The organism is Pseudomonas sp. YJ42, assembly GCF_047225135.1.
Taxonomy (GTDB): domain Bacteria; phylum Pseudomonadota; class Gammaproteobacteria; order Pseudomonadales; family Pseudomonadaceae; genus Stutzerimonas; species Stutzerimonas stutzeri_E.
The window spans coordinates 4,782,521-4,800,599 of record NZ_CP178378.1; the positions used below are offsets into that span (position 1 = coordinate 4,782,521).

17 protein-coding genes and 1 pseudogene are annotated in these 18,079 nt (G+C 58.8%); 16 read left to right on the plus strand and 2 right to left on the minus strand.

The annotated features are described in order from the left end of the window. The first annotated feature begins 148 nt into the window (after nucleotides 1-148). The 12 genes and pseudogenes from sucC (at nucleotide 149) to sstT (ending at nucleotide 13,403) form a co-directional block, all read left to right on the plus strand. The gene (gene sucC, locus ACL0K2_RS22210; protein ID WP_045161524.1) at nucleotides 149-1,315 is read left to right on the plus strand and encodes an ADP-forming succinate--CoA ligase subunit beta; all 1,167 of its coding nucleotides are present in this window, start codon (nucleotides 149-151) and stop codon (nucleotides 1,313-1,315) included. Next, entirely contained in the window at nucleotides 1,315-2,202 is an 888-nt protein-coding gene (gene sucD, locus ACL0K2_RS22215; RefSeq protein WP_045161526.1) for a succinate--CoA ligase subunit alpha, read from the plus strand. Before sucC ends, sucD begins: the two co-directional genes overlap by 1 nt. Before the next feature lie 275 nt (nucleotides 2,203-2,477). Beyond that, complete coding sequence (gene brnQ / locus ACL0K2_RS22220) at nucleotides 2,478-3,827, plus strand: branched-chain amino acid transport system II carrier protein (RefSeq protein ID WP_413043422.1); 1,350 nt, start codon at nucleotides 2,478-2,480, stop codon at nucleotides 3,825-3,827. Between the two features lie 49 nt (nucleotides 3,828-3,876). Further along, nucleotides 3,877-4,602 carry a DUF599 domain-containing protein gene (locus ACL0K2_RS22225; RefSeq protein WP_045161528.1) on the plus strand — a complete coding sequence of 242 codons (726 nt, stop codon included), beginning with the start codon at nucleotides 3,877-3,879 and terminating at the stop codon, nucleotides 4,600-4,602. Nucleotides 4,603-4,658: 56 nt separating this feature from the next. Then, on the plus strand, nucleotides 4,659-5,117 hold the full coding sequence (locus ACL0K2_RS22230) for a PaaI family thioesterase (RefSeq protein ID WP_413043423.1): 459 nt from the start codon (nucleotides 4,659-4,661) through the stop codon (nucleotides 5,115-5,117). Continuing rightward, nucleotides 5,114-5,560: a PaaI family thioesterase gene (locus ACL0K2_RS22235; protein WP_045161530.1), complete on the plus strand. Its 447-nt coding sequence runs from the start codon at nucleotides 5,114-5,116 to the stop codon at nucleotides 5,558-5,560. The genes ACL0K2_RS22230 and ACL0K2_RS22235 overlap by 4 nt, the downstream gene beginning before the upstream one ends. 48 nt (nucleotides 5,561-5,608) lie before the next feature. Next, on the plus strand, nucleotides 5,609-6,859 hold the full coding sequence (locus ACL0K2_RS22240; protein WP_413043424.1) for an MFS transporter: 1,251 nt from the start codon (nucleotides 5,609-5,611) through the stop codon (nucleotides 6,857-6,859). Between the two features lie 141 nt (nucleotides 6,860-7,000). Continuing rightward, complete coding sequence (gene htpG, locus ACL0K2_RS22245) at nucleotides 7,001-8,908, plus strand: molecular chaperone HtpG (RefSeq protein ID WP_413043425.1); 1,908 nt, start codon at nucleotides 7,001-7,003, stop codon at nucleotides 8,906-8,908. 229 nt (nucleotides 8,909-9,137) lie between these two features. Further along, on the plus strand, nucleotides 9,138-10,154 hold the full coding sequence (locus tag ACL0K2_RS22250) for an amidohydrolase family protein (RefSeq protein ID WP_239612057.1): 1,017 nt from the start codon (nucleotides 9,138-9,140) through the stop codon (nucleotides 10,152-10,154). Between the two features lie 245 nt (nucleotides 10,155-10,399). Next, nucleotides 10,400-10,804 (plus strand): annotated as a pseudogene (locus ACL0K2_RS22255) (MCP four helix bundle domain-containing protein); the annotation flags it as partial. 123 nt (nucleotides 10,805-10,927) lie between these two features. After that, complete coding sequence (locus tag ACL0K2_RS22260) at nucleotides 10,928-11,962, plus strand: methyl-accepting chemotaxis protein (protein ID WP_413044508.1); 1,035 nt, start codon at nucleotides 10,928-10,930, stop codon at nucleotides 11,960-11,962. A 202-nt stretch (nucleotides 11,963-12,164) separates the two neighbouring features. Then, nucleotides 12,165-13,403 carry a serine/threonine transporter SstT gene (gene sstT / locus ACL0K2_RS22265; protein ID WP_045161536.1) on the plus strand — a complete coding sequence of 413 codons (1,239 nt, stop codon included), beginning with the start codon at nucleotides 12,165-12,167 and terminating at the stop codon, nucleotides 13,401-13,403. 75 nt (nucleotides 13,404-13,478) lie between these two features. Here the strand turns inward: sstT and fabB are convergent, their stop codons facing one another. Then, nucleotides 13,479-14,696 (minus strand): beta-ketoacyl-ACP synthase I, encoded by a 1,218-nt coding sequence (fabB, locus tag ACL0K2_RS22270; RefSeq protein WP_045161537.1) that lies wholly within the window; start codon nucleotides 14,694-14,696, stop codon nucleotides 13,479-13,481. A gap of 11 nt (nucleotides 14,697-14,707) precedes the next feature. After that, complete coding sequence (gene fabA, locus ACL0K2_RS22275; protein ID WP_045161538.1) at nucleotides 14,708-15,223, minus strand: 3-hydroxyacyl-[acyl-carrier-protein] dehydratase FabA; 516 nt, start codon at nucleotides 15,221-15,223, stop codon at nucleotides 14,708-14,710. 427 nt (nucleotides 15,224-15,650) lie between these two features. Between fabA and ACL0K2_RS22280 the strand changes: the two genes are divergently transcribed. The 4 genes from ACL0K2_RS22280 (at nucleotide 15,651) to ACL0K2_RS22295 (ending at nucleotide 18,016) form a co-directional block, all read left to right on the plus strand. Beyond that, complete coding sequence (locus ACL0K2_RS22280; RefSeq protein WP_239612061.1) at nucleotides 15,651-16,673, plus strand: NAD(P)H-dependent glycerol-3-phosphate dehydrogenase; 1,023 nt, start codon at nucleotides 15,651-15,653, stop codon at nucleotides 16,671-16,673. A 19-nt stretch (nucleotides 16,674-16,692) separates the two neighbouring features. Then, nucleotides 16,693-17,031, plus strand: coding sequence for a DUF4389 domain-containing protein (locus ACL0K2_RS22285; RefSeq protein WP_413043426.1), 339 nt, complete (start codon nucleotides 16,693-16,695; stop codon nucleotides 17,029-17,031). Beyond that, complete coding sequence (gene sixA, locus ACL0K2_RS22290; protein WP_045161543.1) at nucleotides 17,028-17,486, plus strand: phosphohistidine phosphatase SixA; 459 nt, start codon at nucleotides 17,028-17,030, stop codon at nucleotides 17,484-17,486. Before ACL0K2_RS22285 ends, sixA begins: the two co-directional genes overlap by 4 nt. Before the next feature lie 74 nt (nucleotides 17,487-17,560). Then, entirely contained in the window at nucleotides 17,561-18,016 is a 456-nt protein-coding gene (locus ACL0K2_RS22295; RefSeq protein WP_045161544.1) for a hotdog fold thioesterase, read from the plus strand. Nucleotides 18,017-18,079 lie beyond the last annotated feature (63 nt).

An 18,079-nucleotide genomic window follows, 5' to 3' on the forward strand; every position in this document is an offset into this window, starting at 1 on the left:
GTTCAACTGGGACCCTCGCGAGCCGTCGATACCTTCAACGCAAGGTATGACAGGTCTCTGAAAGGTGTTTTGCGATAGTTTTCAGCGACTTGAGGCGACGCGGCATACATGCAACGTCTGATGCACATCAAACCGAACGGTAGCTAAGATGAATCTTCACGAATATCAAGGTAAGCAACTGTTTGCCGAATACGGATTGCCGGTTTCCAAAGGCTACGCGGTCGATAGCCCCAAGGAAGCGGCTGAGGCTTGCGACCACATTGGTGGCACCGAATGGGTGGTCAAAGCTCAGGTGCATGCTGGCGGTCGCGGTAAAGCAGGTGGTGTCAAACTGGTTCGTAGCAAGGACGAAGCACGTGCATTCGCCGAGCAATGGCTGGACAAGCGCTTGGTGACTTACCAGACCGACGCCAACGGCCAGCCGGTCAGCAAGATTCTGGTCGAAGCTTGCACAGACATCGACAAGGAGCTCTATTTGGGCGCCGTAGTCGATCGCGCCACCCGCCGAGTCGTGTTCATGGCGTCCACCGAAGGTGGCGTGGACATTGAAAAGGTCGCTCACGACACACCTGAAAAAATTCTCAAGGCCACGATCGATCCGCTGGTTGGCGCTCAGCCATTCCAGGGCCGTGAGCTGGCGTTCAAATTGGGCCTGAAAGGCGACCAGGTTAAGCAGTTCACCCATATCTTCGTGAACTTGGGCAAGCTTTTTGTCGATTACGACCTGGCACTGCTCGAAGTCAATCCGCTGGTGATCAAGAAAGACGGCAATCTGCACTGCCTGGATGCCAAGCTGAACATCGACAGCAACGCTATCTATCGTCAGCCCAAGCTGCGCGGCATGCAGGATCCTTCTCAGGACGACCCGCGCGAAGCGCACGCAGCCAAGTGGGAACTGAACTACGTGGCGCTCGATGGCAACATCGGCTGCATGGTCAATGGTGCCGGCCTGGCCATGGGTACCATGGACATCGTCAACCTGCATGGCGGCAAACCCGCCAACTTCCTCGACGTCGGCGGTGGTGCGACCGAGGAGCGTGTGACCGAAGCCTTCAAGATCATCCTTTCCGATGAAAACGTTGCTGCCGTTCTGGTCAACATCTTCGGTGGCATCGTGCGTTGCGACATGATTGCCGAAGGCATCATCGGTGCGGTCAAGGAAGTCGGCGTGAAGGTCCCGGTCGTGGTTCGCCTGGAAGGCAACAATGCCGAACTCGGCGCCAAGAAGCTGAGTGAAAGTGGTCTGAACATCATCGGTGCGACCAGCCTGACCGATGCGGCCATTCAAGTCGTCAAAGCCGCGGAGGGCAAGTAATGAGCGTCCTGATCAATAAAGACACCAAGGTCATCTGCCAGGGCTTTACCGGCTCGCAGGGTACCTTCCACTCCGAACAGGCGATCGAGTACGGCACCAAGATGGTTGGCGGCGTGACGCCGGGCAAGGGCGGCACCATGCACCTCGGCCTGCCGGTGTTCAACACCGTCAAGGAGGCCGTAGAAGCGACCGGCGCTGATGCATCGGTCATCTACGTCCCGGCGCCGTTCTGCAAGGATTCGATCCTTGAAGCCGCGTTCGGTGGCATCAAACTGATCGTTTGCATCACCGAGGGTATTCCGACCCTCGACATGCTCGAAGTGAAGATCAAGTGCGACGAGCTGGGTGTGCGTCTGATCGGGCCGAACTGCCCGGGCGTGATCACACCCGGCGAATGCAAGATCGGTATCCAGCCTGGCCACATTCACTTGCCAGGCAAGGTCGGTATCGTATCGCGTTCCGGTACGCTGACTTATGAAGCGGTCAAACAGACCACTGACGCCGGCTTCGGTCAGTCCACCTGCGTCGGTATCGGCGGCGACCCGATCCCCGGTTCGACCTTCATCGACATCCTCAAGCTGTTCCAGGAAGACCCGCAGACCGAAGCGATCGTGATGATCGGTGAGATCGGTGGCTCTGCCGAAGAAGAAGCCGCGGCTTACATCAAGGCCAACGTGACCAAGCCGGTGGTTTCCTACATCGCTGGTGTGACCGCGCCTGCTGGCAAGCGCATGGGCCACGCCGGTGCGATCATCTCCGGTGGTAAGGGCACCGCAGACGAGAAGTTCGCCGCGCTGCAGGATGCCGGTGTGAAGACCGTGCGCTCGCTTGCCGATATCGGCAAGGCGCTTGCGGAACTGACCGGGTGGGAAGTCAAGCAGGGCTGATCTTTGACCTGCGACACCAGATGCCAGTCAGCCTGCCTGACTGGCATTTTTGTTTCTGGCGAGGGCAGCTCGTCTGGCACTCGCCAATGTGGCGTCTACAAGATGAGCCCTAACGCCATCATGCCAGAACGGCCTGGCTCCTCGCTCTGAGCGAGGAATTCCAGTAAGGTGCGTGCTTTTTTTCTCGGGCGGCTCGACATGGATAGTGTCCGACTTCGGGGAAACACACCCGGTGCGTTCGCCGTACCAGACCCTCCTGCAGTGGTGACTAACCGATGACTCGTTTGAAAGGCTTGGATCTGCTGGCTCTCGGATTCATGACGTTCGCGCTATTTCTGGGTGCGGGCAATATTATTTTTCCACCCAGCGCCGGGCTTGCCGCGGGGCAAGCAATCTGGCCCGCGGCGGCAGGCTTTCTGATGACCGGCGTTGGTTTGCCGCTGCTCACGGTGGTGGCGCTGGCCCGCGTGGGTGGCGGGATGGACAGGTTAACCGCGCCCCTCGGCCGAGGTGCTGGAACGCTACTGGCCATGGCGGTTTATCTTGCCATCGGGCCGCTATTTGCGACACCGCGCACTGCGGTGGTCTCGTTCGAAATGGGCGTGGCACCCTTCACGGGAAACTCGGCCATTCCACTGCTTGCTTACACAGCGGCGTTCTTTGCTGCGACGCTGTTCCTCGTGCTAAATCCTGGTCAATTGGTCGACCGGGTGGGCAAATTCATCACACCGGTGCTTCTCGCGGCCTTGTTGGTGCTAGGCGGGGCAGCGCTTTTTGCGCCCGCTGGGGGGATTGGCACAACCGCCGAAAGCTACCGCAACGGCCCTTTGCTCAAAGGGTTTCTCGAAGGCTATCTGACGATGGATACGCTGGGTGCTTTGGTGTTCGGTATTGTCATTGCCACCGCCATTCGTGATCGTGGGGTGTCGGAGCCGGCACTGGTGACGCGTTATTCGATGATTGCCGGGAGCATTGCGGCCATTGGGCTTTCGCTCGTCTACTTGGCGCTGTTCTATCTCGGGGCTACCAGCCAGGGGATCGCCGGCGATGCTCAGAACGGTGTGCAGATTTTGACGACTTACGTACAGCATACGTTCGGTACTACCGGCAGTCTGTTGCTGGCGGTGGTGATAGCGCTGGCCTGTCTGACCACTGCGGTCGGGCTGACTGCGGCCTGTGGCGAGTTCTTCAGTGGTCTTCTGCCGGTCAGCTACCGCGCGGTGGTGATCGTGTTCACCTTGTTCAGCCTGATGGTAGCGAATCAAGGGCTTACCCAATTGATCGGTGTTTCGGTGCCGGTGCTGGTCGGGTTATATCCGCTGGCGATCATGTTGGTTGCACTGAGTCTGCTCGATCGCTGCTGGGTCTCGCCAAGTCGGGTGTTCGCTCCGGTGATGGCTGTGACGCTTGTATTTGGCGTAGCGGATGGTCTCTTGGCTGCGGGTTTTAAGGATTGGGTACCGGAGCTCTTCACGACCTTGCCGCTGGCTGCGCAAAGCATGGGCTGGTTAGTGCCGGTACTGGTCACTCTGGTCATTGCAGTGATCATCGACCGGTTGCTCGGCCCCGCTCGAGCTCGTAATGAATCGAGCGCGTCGAAAGCTGCGAGCCGTTCGAAGGACTAAGCTCAGCGTTGACCCGCTATAATCAGATGCGAGTTTTCAGGGGACCGTTATGTCGATTCCGAATCATCTTCTACCGCACCTGATAGCTGTCGTCTGGTTTGTCCTGTGTTGGGTTGGGTATACCCGGTACGCCAGTTGGCGCGCCAGGGACACTGCTTGCCTGGCCAGCGTACTGCATCTGTACCGGCAAGACTGGATGCGGCGCATGCTGTTGCGTGACAACCGGATCGCTGACGCCAACGTAATCGGTAATCTAGAGCGCAATGCCGGCTTTTTCGCTTCCAGCACCTTGATTATCCTGGCTGGCATTCTTACGGCGCTGGGCGCCTCTGAGCGAGCGGTCTCGCTGCTCGCCGATTTGCCATTCGCGCAGCCCGTGAGTCGAGGCCTTTCAGAGATCAAACTGCTCGCCCTGGCCGTGGTATTCGTTTACGCGTTCTTCACCTTCAGCTGGTGCATGCGGCAATACAATTTTGCTGCGGTGCTGGTCGCCTCTGCACCTATGGCAGGTGAGCGCAACGTCAGCGACCTGGAGCGGAAGTCATTCGCCGAGCGCGCTGCACGGGTGGTCTCGATGGCCGCCAACCAATTCAACTTCGGGCTGCGTGCTTACTATTTCGGCATGGCCACACTGGCCTGGTTTATTCACCCCTGGTTCTTCATGGGCGTGACGGCGGGCGTGGTGGTCATTTTATATCGCCGCGAATTTCATTCCGACGTACTCGAAGTGATGGTGTTTACGCCAACCTTGCCTATCGAAACTCCCAAGGAATAGGGCCGCGTCCGCGAGCAGGTTAATGTGCTCGGCTTGTTTCACATTCGAGAATTCGCATGAGCGATAGTCAGATACTGGAGCGCACCCGGCGCTTCCTTTCCTTGTTACGTCATTGTCAGGTCCTCGGCATGAGCGTCGAGCACGCCGATGCCAAGGGGCTTACCCTGCGCCTCCCCTATAGCGAGAAGATCGTCAGCAATCCCGAAAGCGGGCTCGTTCATGGTGGTGCAATCACCACACTCATGGACACGACCTGCGGTATCTCGACGGCCTGCGCCTTGCCCGAAATGGAGATCTGCCCGACGCTTGATCTGCGTATCGATTACATGCACCCGGCGGAGCCGAATCATGACGTGTTTGGTTTTGCTGAATGCTACCGCGTCACGCCGACAGTGATTTTCACCCGTGGCGTGGCGTATCAGCGTGATATCAACGAACCGATCGCGCATGTAGTGGGCACTTTCATGCGCATGGGCAAAAGCACGCTGGTATCAGCATCGCAGGTGCGTCGATGAGCAGTCTGGACCTTGATGCGCTGGTTCGCGAGGCCCATACCAGCAACAACTACGATGCGCTCCTGCAGATGGTGCCGTATGCCAGGCTGATCGGCATCGAGTGTTTACGGCTCGGTGACGAGATGGTGTTCCGGCTGCCCAAGAACCAGGACAACATCGGTAATCCCACGCTGCCGGCGATCCACGGTGGGGTGATCGCCGGCTTCATGGAGCACGCGGCGATGCTCCATTTATTGATGTTCATGGGCGCGCCACATTTGCCCAAAATCATCGACTTCTCGATAGATTATCTTCGGGCGGGTCACTATCGTGACACCTTTGCCGCCTGCCAGGTCTGGCGCCAGGGGCGCCGTGTAGCAAACGTCGCGGTTACGGCCTGGCAAACGAATCAGGCCGAGCCCATCGCCACTGCCCGTTGCCACTTCAAAGTCAACGAGCCCTGATCGTCCGGCGGCTACCACTCCTCAATGTAGTTGCTTCAAGGGTGTTGAATGGATGCGTTGCTGATACTGGGCGGGCTGCTGCTGATAGGGGCGGGCCTCGTCTGGTTGATCGTTCTGGCTTTCAGTAAGGGCTTGTTGTGGGGCGTCGGAAGCCTGCTTCCTCCCGTTACCTTGCTCTTCGTCGTTCGACACTGGAGTGTCGCCCGAAAGGCCATTGGCTTGTCAGGGTTGGGGTTCATCCCTTTGATTGTCGGATTCACGATGCTTGCCAGCCAACAGCCGGAGCGGCTGGCGGCGATCGCCAGCTTGCAGTGGCTCGAGCCGGACGAGCAGATGCAGAGCCGCCATCTGGCTATAGGGCTACGGGGGGAGCTCGATGGACGCCCATTCAGCCCACGGGTCGGCAGTTTCATGAATGGCGTGTTGACACTACGTGAAGGGGACGATCTGTTTGCCAGGCAAGAAGTCCGCATTCGCCTCGGCACGACCCCTCCCGGTGCATTACGGGTCGACGTGCTGCCCCAGGATGTCAGCCCGGTACCGGAGGTGGAAATCAACTGGATGCGCCCCGAGCAGGAACTGCCCGAAGCACGCAGAGTCAGTAGCGGCTATACCCTGCATCTGGATCTGCAACCGGTTCCGCCGAACAAGTTGGCTGGCGACTTTCATCTGGTCCTGCCAGCGCACTACCACACCAGCCTCAGCGGCCATGTCGAGCTATTCACCGACGACTTACGTTATCGCTCAGGTCAAGTAGATCTGACGCACGACTCGGCGGATACGCTCATTCATCTGGCCAGGGACCATTTGCAGCGACGCTTCGAGACGCGAGCGGTAACCATCGAATCGCTGGCTCCGGTGAATTTTCCCGCTTTTGCCATGAAACTCAGGGTGCAGGCGAAGGTAAAGGGTACGCCAGGCCAATTCGAGATGGATGTTCACAAGGGCGACCAAGGCTGGGCGGTAGACGACGACAGCTACCCACCTTTACCTGAGGCGATCGAAACGCCAGTCAAGGTAATCGCCGTCCAGCCGGAATCTCTCCCAGACAGTGCGCCATCACCTCGTGTCGATCGTCGACAGCGGTTTTCCCTGGCGCTGTTGCTGCGCAATCCGGCGCGCTATGAACATTTGCTGGTGCGGGCGCATACGGAGCGTGGCGGGGTGGCGGAAGGGCGTTTCGTCGGCATTGATCGTGACGGTAACGTGGCCATCCGGCGCATGCTCAAGGGGCCGGGAGAGGTCACTTACAATCTCGCCTCGAGCGATATCGTTTTGCTCGAGCTGCTCGAACCATAGCGTCGAGCAGCTCGAACGGCCGGCTCGACGGAGTGCAGTGCTGGTAAGCCGGCGCACTTGAATTCCTGCATCAAGCCCCCATCTGCTTGACATCACCGCAGTCGCGGTCCGTGCCATTGACGATGTGGAGTTTGCAAGACGATGAGTGTGGAGACTCAAAACAAAGAAACCCTGGGCTTCCAGACCGAGGTGAAGCAACTGCTTCATCTGATGATCCATTCCTTGTACTCGAACAAGGAAATCTTTCTTCGTGAATTGATTTCCAACGCCTCGGATGCGGCTGACAAACTACGCTTCGAGGCATTGGCGAAGCCCGAACTGCTCGAGGGCGGTGCCGAGCTGAAGATCCGTGTCAGCTTCGACAAGGACGCCAAGACCGTCACCCTCGACGATAACGGCATCGGCATGAACCGTGAGGATGTCATCACCCACCTCGGTACTATTGCCAAATCCGGTACCGCCGAGTTCATGAAGCACCTCACGGGCGACCAGAAAAAAGACTCGCACCTGATCGGTCAATTCGGTGTGGGGTTCTATTCCGCATTCATCGTCGCCGACCAGGTCGAGGTATTCAGCCGTCGCGCGGGCACGCCTGCCGATGAGGGCGTGTACTGGGCGTCTAAAGGCGAGGGTGAGTTCGAAGTCGCCACTATCGACAAACCGGAGCGCGGCACCCGCATCGTGCTGCACTTGAAGTCGGGCGAAGAAGAATTTGCCGATGGCTGGCGTCTGCGCAACATCATCAAGAAGTACTCCGACCATATCGCCCTGCCGATCGAGCTGCCAAAAGAGTTTCATGGCGAAGAGAAAGACAAGCCGGCGGAGCCTGAATGGGAGACCGTCAACCGCGCCAGCGCGCTCTGGACGCGTCCTCGTACCGAGATCAAGGACGAGGAGTATCAGGAATTCTACAAGCACGTCGGCCATGATTTCGAGAATCCGCTGGCCTGGAGCCACAACAAGGTCGAGGGCAAGCTCGAATACACCTCATTGCTCTATGTACCAGGCCGCGCGCCGTTCGATCTGTACCAGCGCGAAGCACCCAAGGGCCTCAAACTTTACGTGCAGCGCGTTTTCATCATGGATCAGGCGGACGAATTCCTGCCGCTGTATCTGCGCTTCATCAAGGGCGTGATCGACTCAAATGATCTGTCGTTGAACGTTTCGCGCGAGATCCTGCAGAAAGACCCGATCATCGACTCGATGAAGTCGGCTCTTACCAAACGTGTTCTGGACATGCTGGACAAGTTGGCCAAAGACAAGCCTGAGGACTACAAAAACTTCTGGAAACAGTTCGGCCAGGTGCTCAAGGAAGGCCCGGCAGAAGATTTCGCCAACAAGGAGAAAATCGCCGGTCTCCTGCGCTTCGCCTCCACCCATGACGCCTCGGGCGAGCAGAGCGTATCGCTGGTCGACTACCTCGGACGTGTCAAGGAAGGTCAGGACAAGATCTACTACCTCACGGGCGAATCCTATGCTCAGGTCAAGAACAGTCCGCACCTGGAAGTCTTCCGTAAAAAGGGTATCGAGGTGCTGCTGCTGACCGATCGCATCGACGAATGGTTGATGAGCTATCTCACCGAGTTCGACGGCAAACAGTTCGTGGATGTCGCACGTGGGGATCTGGATCTCGGCAAGCTGGACACCGAAGAGGACAAAAAGGCCCAGGAGGAAATCGCCAAGACCAAGGAAGGCCTGGTCGAGCGTCTCAAGACCTCGCTCGGCGACGCCGTGGCCGAGGTGCGGGTATCGCACCGGCTGACCGAATCACCGGCGATCCTCGCTATCGGTGAGCAGGATTTGGGCTTGCAGATGCGCCAGATTCTCGAGGCGAGCGGGCAGAAGGTGCCTGAGTCCAAACCGATCTTCGAGATCAACCCGCAACACCCGCTGATCGAGAAGCTGGACGCTGAGCCGGATGAGGACCGCTTCACCGACCTGTCGCACATTCTCTTCGATCAGGCTGCGCTGGCCGCTGGCGATAGCCTCAAAGATCCAGCTGCCTACGTACAGCGTCTGAACAAACTGCTTGTTGAGCTTTCTGCGTAACTTGCAGCCGCTCGCAAAAGGGCCCGTCAATGACGGGCCCTTTTGCGTTTAGCCCGACGTTCTCACGTGAGTTTGGGCCAGCCGGTAGCGCCGATACGCTCTCGATACGGCTGGCAAGAGGCGATTGGCAAAACGGATTCAGTCACCAATACACAGGCGAAACGACAGCGACTACTGAACCGCCATGCGGCGGGGCGGTCTATCCGCTTGGCTGTCAGGAGGTCATTGGTTGTTCACCTTACGAAACTGTTTTGTCGCGTTGTGCCTGGTTGCTTCAAGTGCACCGGCGTATGCGCGCGACTATCACTACAGCGATGCGCATCTGCATTTCGTTGATTTCTTTCAAGAAAGCGATGGCATGGCCAACTTGCTCAAGGCCATGGACGCCGGTGATATCGATCATGTAATGATCAGCGGTATTCCGGTTGCCAAGAAATGGCATGAGAACGAGCCCAAGCGACCTCGCTACTATGCCGGTGACGACGCGCCGGTTTATTGGTACAGCGCAACCGATGTGGTGGTTGCTGCGGCATTGAAGGAGCTGAACGAAGAGCAACGTCGCCGATTCCATCCGTTCCTGTCTGGCTTCAATCCCAACGACAAGAATGCCGATGCGCACATCCGGCGAATGCTCGATCTTGATCCGGGTCTCTGGCAGGGGCTGGGAGAGGTATTCACTCGTCACGACGACGTGACCGCCTTGACCGAAGGCGATACGCCTCGCGCCAACAACGAGGCGCTGACGCGGGTTTATCACCTGGCAGCCGAGTTCGATCTACCGGTGATGCTGCATTCCAACATCACCTCCAAGCGCGAGCGCAACCCTCTCTATTTGGCAGAGCTGGAAGAGCCACTGCGCAATCACCCTCATACCCGCTTCATCTGGGCACATGCCGGCACCAGCATGGAGCTGCACCGACATCAGGAAAAGCTCGAGTTTTTGCTTCCGACGGTCAGCCGTCTGCTGGATGATTACCCCAATCTCTACATCGATCTGTCATGGACGATGCTCAGGCCCTATCTCATGGACGAGGCTGGCGTGCCGGACAAGGATTGGTTGGCACTGATCGAGCGTCATCCCACGCGCTTCATGATCGGTACTGACGTGGTTGGACGGTTCGATGGCTTGGCCGAAAACATCCATGCGTTCGATCCGTTCCTTGATGCCTTGCCTGAGCCTGTTGCTCGTCAGGTCGCACGCGAGAACTTTTTGGCTGTCTTGCCTCGCAAATCGCATCAGAAATAGCTGAGCGCGCAAAAATCAGCGGGCATTAGTGGCTATCTGCCAGCTACTTTTGCCATTCGTCGAAACTCCGCCGTGCAGCGCTGTTTTTTGACGTCAATTATTCAAGCTATTGGTTCCGACTCCGATATCAGGGCTGTTACTGCTGCGATGAGTGCAGCACATCTCTTGGAGTACAAGGTCCTATGTCGATCCGACGTTTGAATATTTCGAGCCGCTCTGCAGTTGGCTTCGGCTTGATTGGTCTCATGGTCCTGGCCCTGGGCTTGTTCGCTGTGAACCAGATGGCCGAGATGCGTAAGCAATCCCGTGAAGTTGACGAGAATTGGCTGCCGAGCCTCGTCAGCCTGGGGGACCTGAACGCCGGCATGCAACGTACGCGTGCGCTGACGATGCGCTTGATCATGTTGAACACCGACCAAGCACGTACCTCGACCAGTCAGATGCTTTCCAAGCTGACCGATGACGTCGGTTCGATGAAAGCCGAATACGAACGGATGCTGACGACAGCAGATGAAAAGGCGGCATATGAACGCTTTAGAACCGCTCAGGCTCAGTACATGGTTGAGCAGAGCAAGGTGGTCGAGTTCGCCATCCGGGGTGCGCGGGAGCAAGCACTGGATGTCATGAACGGCAGCATCAGCGAGCATGCTGATGCAATGACCAAAGCGTTGGCCGATCTGCAGCGCATCAATGCCGACGAAGCGGGTCTTGCCGCGGGCCGCGCGCTGACGGCGTACGAAACGGCGTTCAGCTGGGTGATTATCACCATCATCATGGCGGCGCTTGTGACTGTGGCGCTGGCTGTTCTGTTCACCAAGAGCATCGTTCGGCCTTTGAATCAGGCGGTCGAAGTGGCCGAGGCGGTGGCTGCTGGTGATCTCACTCGGGACTTTGCCATAGAAGGCAACGACGAGCCGGCGCGCTTGCTGGTTGCGCTGAAGGCCATGCAGACAAATCTGCGCAATACCATCCAGGGCATTGCCGATTCGTCCAATCAGCTGGCTTCGGCGGCTGAAGAGCTCAACATCGTTACCGAGGATTCGACTCGCGGACTGCATCAACAGAACCATGAGATCGAGCAGGCCGCCACGGCGGTGAATGAAATGACGGCGGCTGTGGACGAGGTAGCCCGCAATGCGGTGGCGACTTCCGAGGCTTCACGTGAGTCGGACACGACGGCGCAGCATGGTCGCCAGCAGGTGATCAGAACCGTCGAGTCGATAGATCTGCTGGCAGAGGATGTCACCACTACCGCTAATCAGGTCGAGCAACTGGCCGGTCAGGTACGGGACATCAGTAAGGTTCTGGATGTGATTCGCTCGATTGCCGAGCAGACCAATCTGCTGGCGCTCAACGCTGCCATCGAGGCGGCTCGTGCTGGCGAGGCTGGCCGCGGTTTTGCGGTGGTAGCCGATGAGGTGAGGGCGCTGGCGCACCGCACCCAGCAATCTACTCAGGAGATCGAGCAGATGATCGGGGACGTTCACCAGGGCACCGATAAAGCGGTTCAAGCCATGCAAGCCAGCAACGAACGGGCACGTAGCACGCTGGGTGTCGCGCGTACTGCGGGTGAAGCGCTTGATGACATCGCACGAGCGATCAGTCAGATCAGCGAGCGCAACCTGGTTATCGCCAGCGCTTCGGAGGAACAGGCTCAAGTGGCTCGTGAAGTCGACCGTAACCTGATCAACATTCGAGATCTGTCGTTGCAGTCCTCGGCGGGTGCCAATCAGACCAGCGTCGCGAGCCAGGAACTGGCGCGGCTGGCTGTCAGCCTGAACGAGCTGGTGGCGCGCTTCCGTATCTGACTGTGAACCAACAGCGCGCCCCGTTGTTCGGGGCGAGCTGTATGGCGCTGTTAGCACCATTGCGGCAGCGTTCCGTTTGCCTCGGTGCTGGGCATTGAGGACTGATATGCGTACTATCCGGCGTTTTTAATCGGCCATCGCCGTAGCGCTCATCAGCGTCAAGGCGTTGCGCCCGGTCCAGCCTCTTACGCCGAGACTACCAATGCTCAACCTCTCAAGTCGCCTTTTTAGAGCCTATAACCGTGTCAGTCTGGTGACCCAGATCGTTGTCGGGCTGGTCGCCGGTTGCCTGCTGGCATGGCTGTCTCCACAAACCGCGAACTCGGTCAGCCTGCTAGGAGATCTGTTCGTGTCGGGTTTGAAGGCCGTTGCACCAGTTCTGGTCTTCGTGCTGGTAACCGCGTCTCTGGCCAACCATAAACGCGGACAGCCAACGCACATCCGGCCGATCCTGGTGCTCTATGCGCTGGGAACCTTGAGCGCCTCCGTGGTAGCGGTTATCGCCAGTACGCTGTTTCCCACCAGCCTCACATTGATCAGTCAGGCCAACGACGTCGCGCCACCGTCCGGGGTCGGCGCCGTTCTGCAAACCCTATTATTCAACGTGGTGGACAATCCGGTGCACGCGCTTATCGAAGGCAACTTCATCGGCATCCTGGCGTGGGCCATCGGTCTAGGTGTCGCGTTTCGCCACGCCCGCGAAAGCACGCGCGATCTGATTGCTGATATATCGGAAGGGGTGACGCTGATCGTCAAGGTTGTAATTCGCTTCGCACCGCTGGGCATTTTCGGCCTGGTCGCCGGGACGCTCGCTGAGTCCGGCTTCACGACACTGGCCGGCTACTTGCAACTGCTGTTGGTGCTGGTCGGCAGCATGCTTTTCATGGCATTCGTCGTGAATCCGCTGATCGTGTTCTGGCAGATTCGCAAGAACCCGTATCCGCTTGTGTTGACCTGCCTGCGTGAAAGCGGGATCACCGCATTCTTCACACGCAGTTCGGCAGCGAATATCCCGGTCAACATGCAGCTTTGCGAGCGTCTCGGGCTACACAAGGACACCTATTCGGTGTCGATCCCACTGGGTGCGACCATCAACATGGGCGGGGCGGCGATCACTATCACGGTGCTGACCCTGGCGGCCGTCCATACGCTGGGTATCGTCGTCGATATACCCACTGCCATCCTGCTCAGCCTGCTCGCGGCCATCTGCGCCTGCGGTGCATCCGGCGTGGCGGGCGGTTCGCTGTTGCTGATTCCGCTGGCGTGCAGCCTGTTTGGCATCTCCAATGATCTGGCCATGCAGGTGGTGGCGGTCGGATTCATCATCGGCGTGGTGCAGGATTCGACCGAAACTGCGCTGAACTCATCCACCGACGCGCTGTTCACCGCCGCTTCATGTATCGCTCATGGTGATGTGGGTGAAGACGGAGCACGACCCTGATCGGACCTGAAATCGGCACAGAACGCACAAACAACAACGGCGCCCTAAGGCGCCGTTGTTCTAACCGCTTGTCGATCAGCCTTTCCAGCGCTTTAGGACCAGCGTGGCGTTGGTGCCACCGAAACCGAAGCTGTTGCTCATGACGGTGTCGATCTTGGCATCTTCGCGAGTTTCACGAACGATCGGCATGTCAGCGACTTCCGGATCCAGCTCTTCGATGTTGGCCGAGCCTGCGATGAAGTTGCCCTGCATCATCAGCATGCAGTAGATCGCCTCGTGAACACCTGCGGCGCCCAGCGAGTGACCGGAGAGGCTCTTCGTCGAGCTGATGGCCGGGACCTTGTCGCCGAACATGTTGCGCACGGCCTTGCTCTCGGCGACATCGCCCACCGGCGTGGAGGTACCGTGGGTGTTGAGGTAGTCGATGTCGCCATCGACCGTCGCCATAGCCTGCTGCATGCAGCGCAACGCGCCCTCACCACTTGGTGCAACCATGTCGTAGCCGTCTGAAGTGGCACCGTAACCGACGATTTCCGCGTAGATCTTGGCCCCGCGCTTGAGCGCGTGTTCCAGCTCTTCGACCACGACCATGCCGCCGCCGCCCGCGATGACAAAACCGTCACGCTTGGAGTCGTAGGCCCGCGAAGCCTTCTCCGGCGTTGCGTTGTATTGGCTGGAGAGCGCGCCCATGGCGTCGAACAGGCAGCTCTGGCTCCAATGTTCTTCTTCGCCGCCACCGGCAAAAACAACGTCCTGCTTACCCATTTGAATCTGCTCCATCGCATGGCCGATGCAATGCGCGCTGGTGGCGCAAGCCGAGGCGATGGAGTAGTTGATGCCCTTGATCCGGAACGGCGTGGCCAAGCAGGCGGATACCGTGCTGCTCATGGTGCGCGGCACGCGGTATGGGCCGATGCGCTTGACGCCCTTGTCGCGCAGGATATCGATGGCTTCCATCTGGTTGATGGTCGAAGCGCCACCTGAGCCGGCGATCAGGCCGATACGCGGATTGGAAATATCATCAGCGCTGAGGCCGGAATCTTCCAACGCCTGCTGCATGGCCAGATAGGCATAAGCCGCCGCATCGCCCATGAAGCGAAGAACCTTACGGTCGATCAGCTCTTCGAGGTTCAGATTGACCGAACCCGAAACCTGGCTGCGCAGACCCATGTCCGCATAAGCCTGGTTGAAGCGAATGCCAGGGCGGCTGGCGCGCAGGTTGGCGGAAACGGTGTCTTTGTCATTGCCGAGGCAGGAAACGATACCCAGGCCGGTGATCACGACGCGACGCATGCGGAAGTCCTTCAAAAGCTATCGGTAGATGTAAACAGGCCGACGCGTAAACCTTCGGCACTGTAGATCTCGCGACCATCTACGCTGACGGTACCATCGGCGATGCCGAGGATCAGAGAGCGACTGATGGTGCGTTTGATATGGATGTTATAGGTGACCTTCTTGGCGGTCGGCAGGACCTGGCCGAAGAACTTCACTTCGCCAGAACCCAGCGCACGACCACGGCCGGGGTTGCCCTGCCAGCCGAGATAGAAGCCGACCAGCTGCCACATGGCGTCAAGACCCAGGCAGCCGGGCATGACCGGGTCACCTTCGAAATGGCAGGCAAAGAACCAGAGATCAGGATTGATATCCAGCTCGGCGACCAGCTCGCCTTTGCCGTACTTACCGCCCACTTCGCTGATATGAACGATGCGATCGACCATCAGCATGTTCGGCGCGGGCAGTTGCGCATTACCGGGCCCGAAAAGCTCGCCGCGGCTGCAACGAAGCAGATCTTCCCGAGTAAAGGCCTGTTGTTTGGTCATGCGTATTCCTCAATGGTCCCTTTATGGAGGGCTTGCTGCTTTTTATCCGACCCGAAACATAGAGAGTCCGATCATAAAGACTAGTCATAGACTGCCACCCTGCGCCGAAAGTCACAGCGCAAGGACATGGATACCGCTCGTTTCGACCGACTACGAGAAGACCATGGTAGAAACGGGCCGATACTTTAACACTCCTGGCCTGCGACAACGACCATGCGACGACCTGTCCCTTATAGACCATAGGGGAACGTATCGCGACGATGCCCGCAGGGCATGGCTGGACGCAGGGATCTTTTTCCGGATCAAGGCGTCGTTTGAAACTGTAACCCGATGATTCTATTGACGACTGGCTTTGTACTGGCTGAGAGCGGAGCGCTACGTATAATGCCGATCATTGCCATCCAGGTTGGCTCAAAACGGATACCTCATGACTGAACAGCAACCCATAGCGGTGCTTGGCGGCGGTAGCTTCGGGACCGCGATCGCGAATCTGCTTGCCGAAAATGGCCACGGCGTCCGGCTGTGGATGCGTGATGCCGAGCAGGCCGAAAGCATCCGCGCCCAGCGTCAGAATCCGCGCTATCTGAAAGGTGTGGTAGTGCTTCCAGAGGTCACCCCGGTGACGGACCTGGGGCAGACGCTGGCGGACTGCGAGCTGATCTTCGTAGCGCTGCCCTCCAGTGCGCTGCGTCAGGCGTTATCGCCGTTCGCGGCTCAACTGTCGGGCAAGATGCTGGTCAGCACGACCAAAGGTATCGAGGCACAAGGCTTTATGCTGATGAGTCAGATCCTTCAGGAAATTGCACCGCAGGCTCGAATCGGCGTGATCTCGGGCCCCAATCTGGCACGTGAAGTGGCCGAGCATGCCTTGACCGCAACCGTTGTCGCCAGTGACGACGAAGCGCTCTGCCGATGTGTGCAGCAGGCGCTACATGGGCGAACCTTCCGCGTCTATGCCAGTTCCGATCGTTTCGGTGTGGAGCTCGGCGGCGCGCTGAAGAACGTCTATGCCATCATGGCTGGGATGGCTGCTGCCCTGGGCATGGGCGAGAACACGCGCAGCATGCTGATCACACGCGCGCTGGCGGAGATGACCCGGTTTGCGGTCCGATTGGGCGCCAACCCTATGACCTTCCTCGGGCTGGCGGGCGTGGGAGATTTGATCGTTACCTGCACTTCTTCGAAGAGTCGCAACTTTCAGGTGGGCTATGCGCTTGGCGAAGGCCTGAGCCTCGATCAGGCGGTATCCCGTTTGGGGGAGGTGGCTGAGGGCGTCAATACCATCAGGGTGCTGAAGACCAAGGCCGAGGAACTTCAGGTCTACATGCCACTGGTCGCTGGGTTACATGCCATTCTGTTCGAGGGGCGTACGCTGGAACAGGTAATCGCGCTGCTGATGCGCGGCGAGCCGAAGACCGACGTGGATTTCATTTCCACCGACGGCTTCTGAAACGATAGCGGAGATATCGATGAGCACATCACAACGCAGTACGGATCGCGAATCGCTGATTCTGCGTGCCATCTGGATGCTGGTTTTCTTTTTTGTCTGGCAGGTGGCCGAGGTGGGGCTGCTGGTGGTCGTAGCCGCGCAGTTGGTCCTGCGTTCGGTGAATGGCAAGGCCAACGAGAGTCTGCTAGCGCTGGGCGACAGCCTCAGTCAGTACGTGGCACAGATCGGCCGTTTCGGCACCTTCAACACGGATCGCAAGCCCTGGCCGATGTCCGATTGGCCTCAACCGCGTCCCGCCGATATGGAAACGGCGCCACCCGTGACGCCGACGCCGCCAGCGCAGGAGCCGCAGCCATGAAGATATGGCTGCTGCGTCACGGGGAGGCCGAGCCCAGGGCCCGTACCGATGCGGAACGTAACCTGACAGCCGCCGGTCGGCTCGAAGTGGAGGGCGCTGCGGCCCAACTGCTGGATCAGGCGCTGCAGGTTATCCTCGTCAGCCCCTATCAGCGGGCCCAGCAGACCGCAGAAATCGTCCGGCAGACGCTTGATTTCGCCGGTCCGGTCGAGACGGTACCCTGGCTGACGCCCGAGTCGGATCCAAACGATGCAATGCTATATCTCGACCGTCGCGCCGAGCAGAATCTACTGCTTGTGACCCACCAGCCCTTTGTCGGCGTATTGGGTGGCTGGCTGGTCAGTGGCCATCGCGACGCGCCGCTACCGATGGCGACTGCCAGCCTGGCCGAGCTGGATGGCGAACATCTGGCTGCGGGACTGATGCGCCTCGTCAAACTGCAGCATCCGGGCTGACCAGCGACATCGTTCTGAAAAACTAGAGCGCAGCGCAACGTGCTGGTTTAGATCAAGTACATGGAGAGCGACACTTGAGCATTTGGCACCGTCTTCCGGAACTCGAACAACTCAACGCTAACAGCCAGAACACCATCGCCGAACTGCTCGATATTCGGTTCGAAGCCGTCGGTGACGACTCCCTTACCGCCAGCATGGTGGTCGATTCCCGCACTCACCAGCCTTATGGCTTGCTGCATGGTGGCGCTTCGGTGGTGCTCGCCGAAACCGTAGGTTCCGTGGCCAGCTATCAGTGCATCGACCCGAGCCGATACTATTGTGTCGGCCTCGAAGTGAACGCCAACCATATTCGCGCGTTGCGCAGCGGGCGCGTCACTGCGGTCTGTCGTCCAATCCATCTCGGGCGCTCCAGCCACGTCTGGGACATCCGTCTAAGTGGTGATGATGGCAAGCCCAGCTGTGTTTCCCGCTTGACCGTTGCCGTGATGCCCTTGGGAGAAAACAGTCCGCGGCGTGCAGAGGCGTCGTAGACGCCTTGTTTGGCAGGACTGCCTTGGGTTCCGTCGCTCAGACCGATTGCCGTAGGGAGTAGG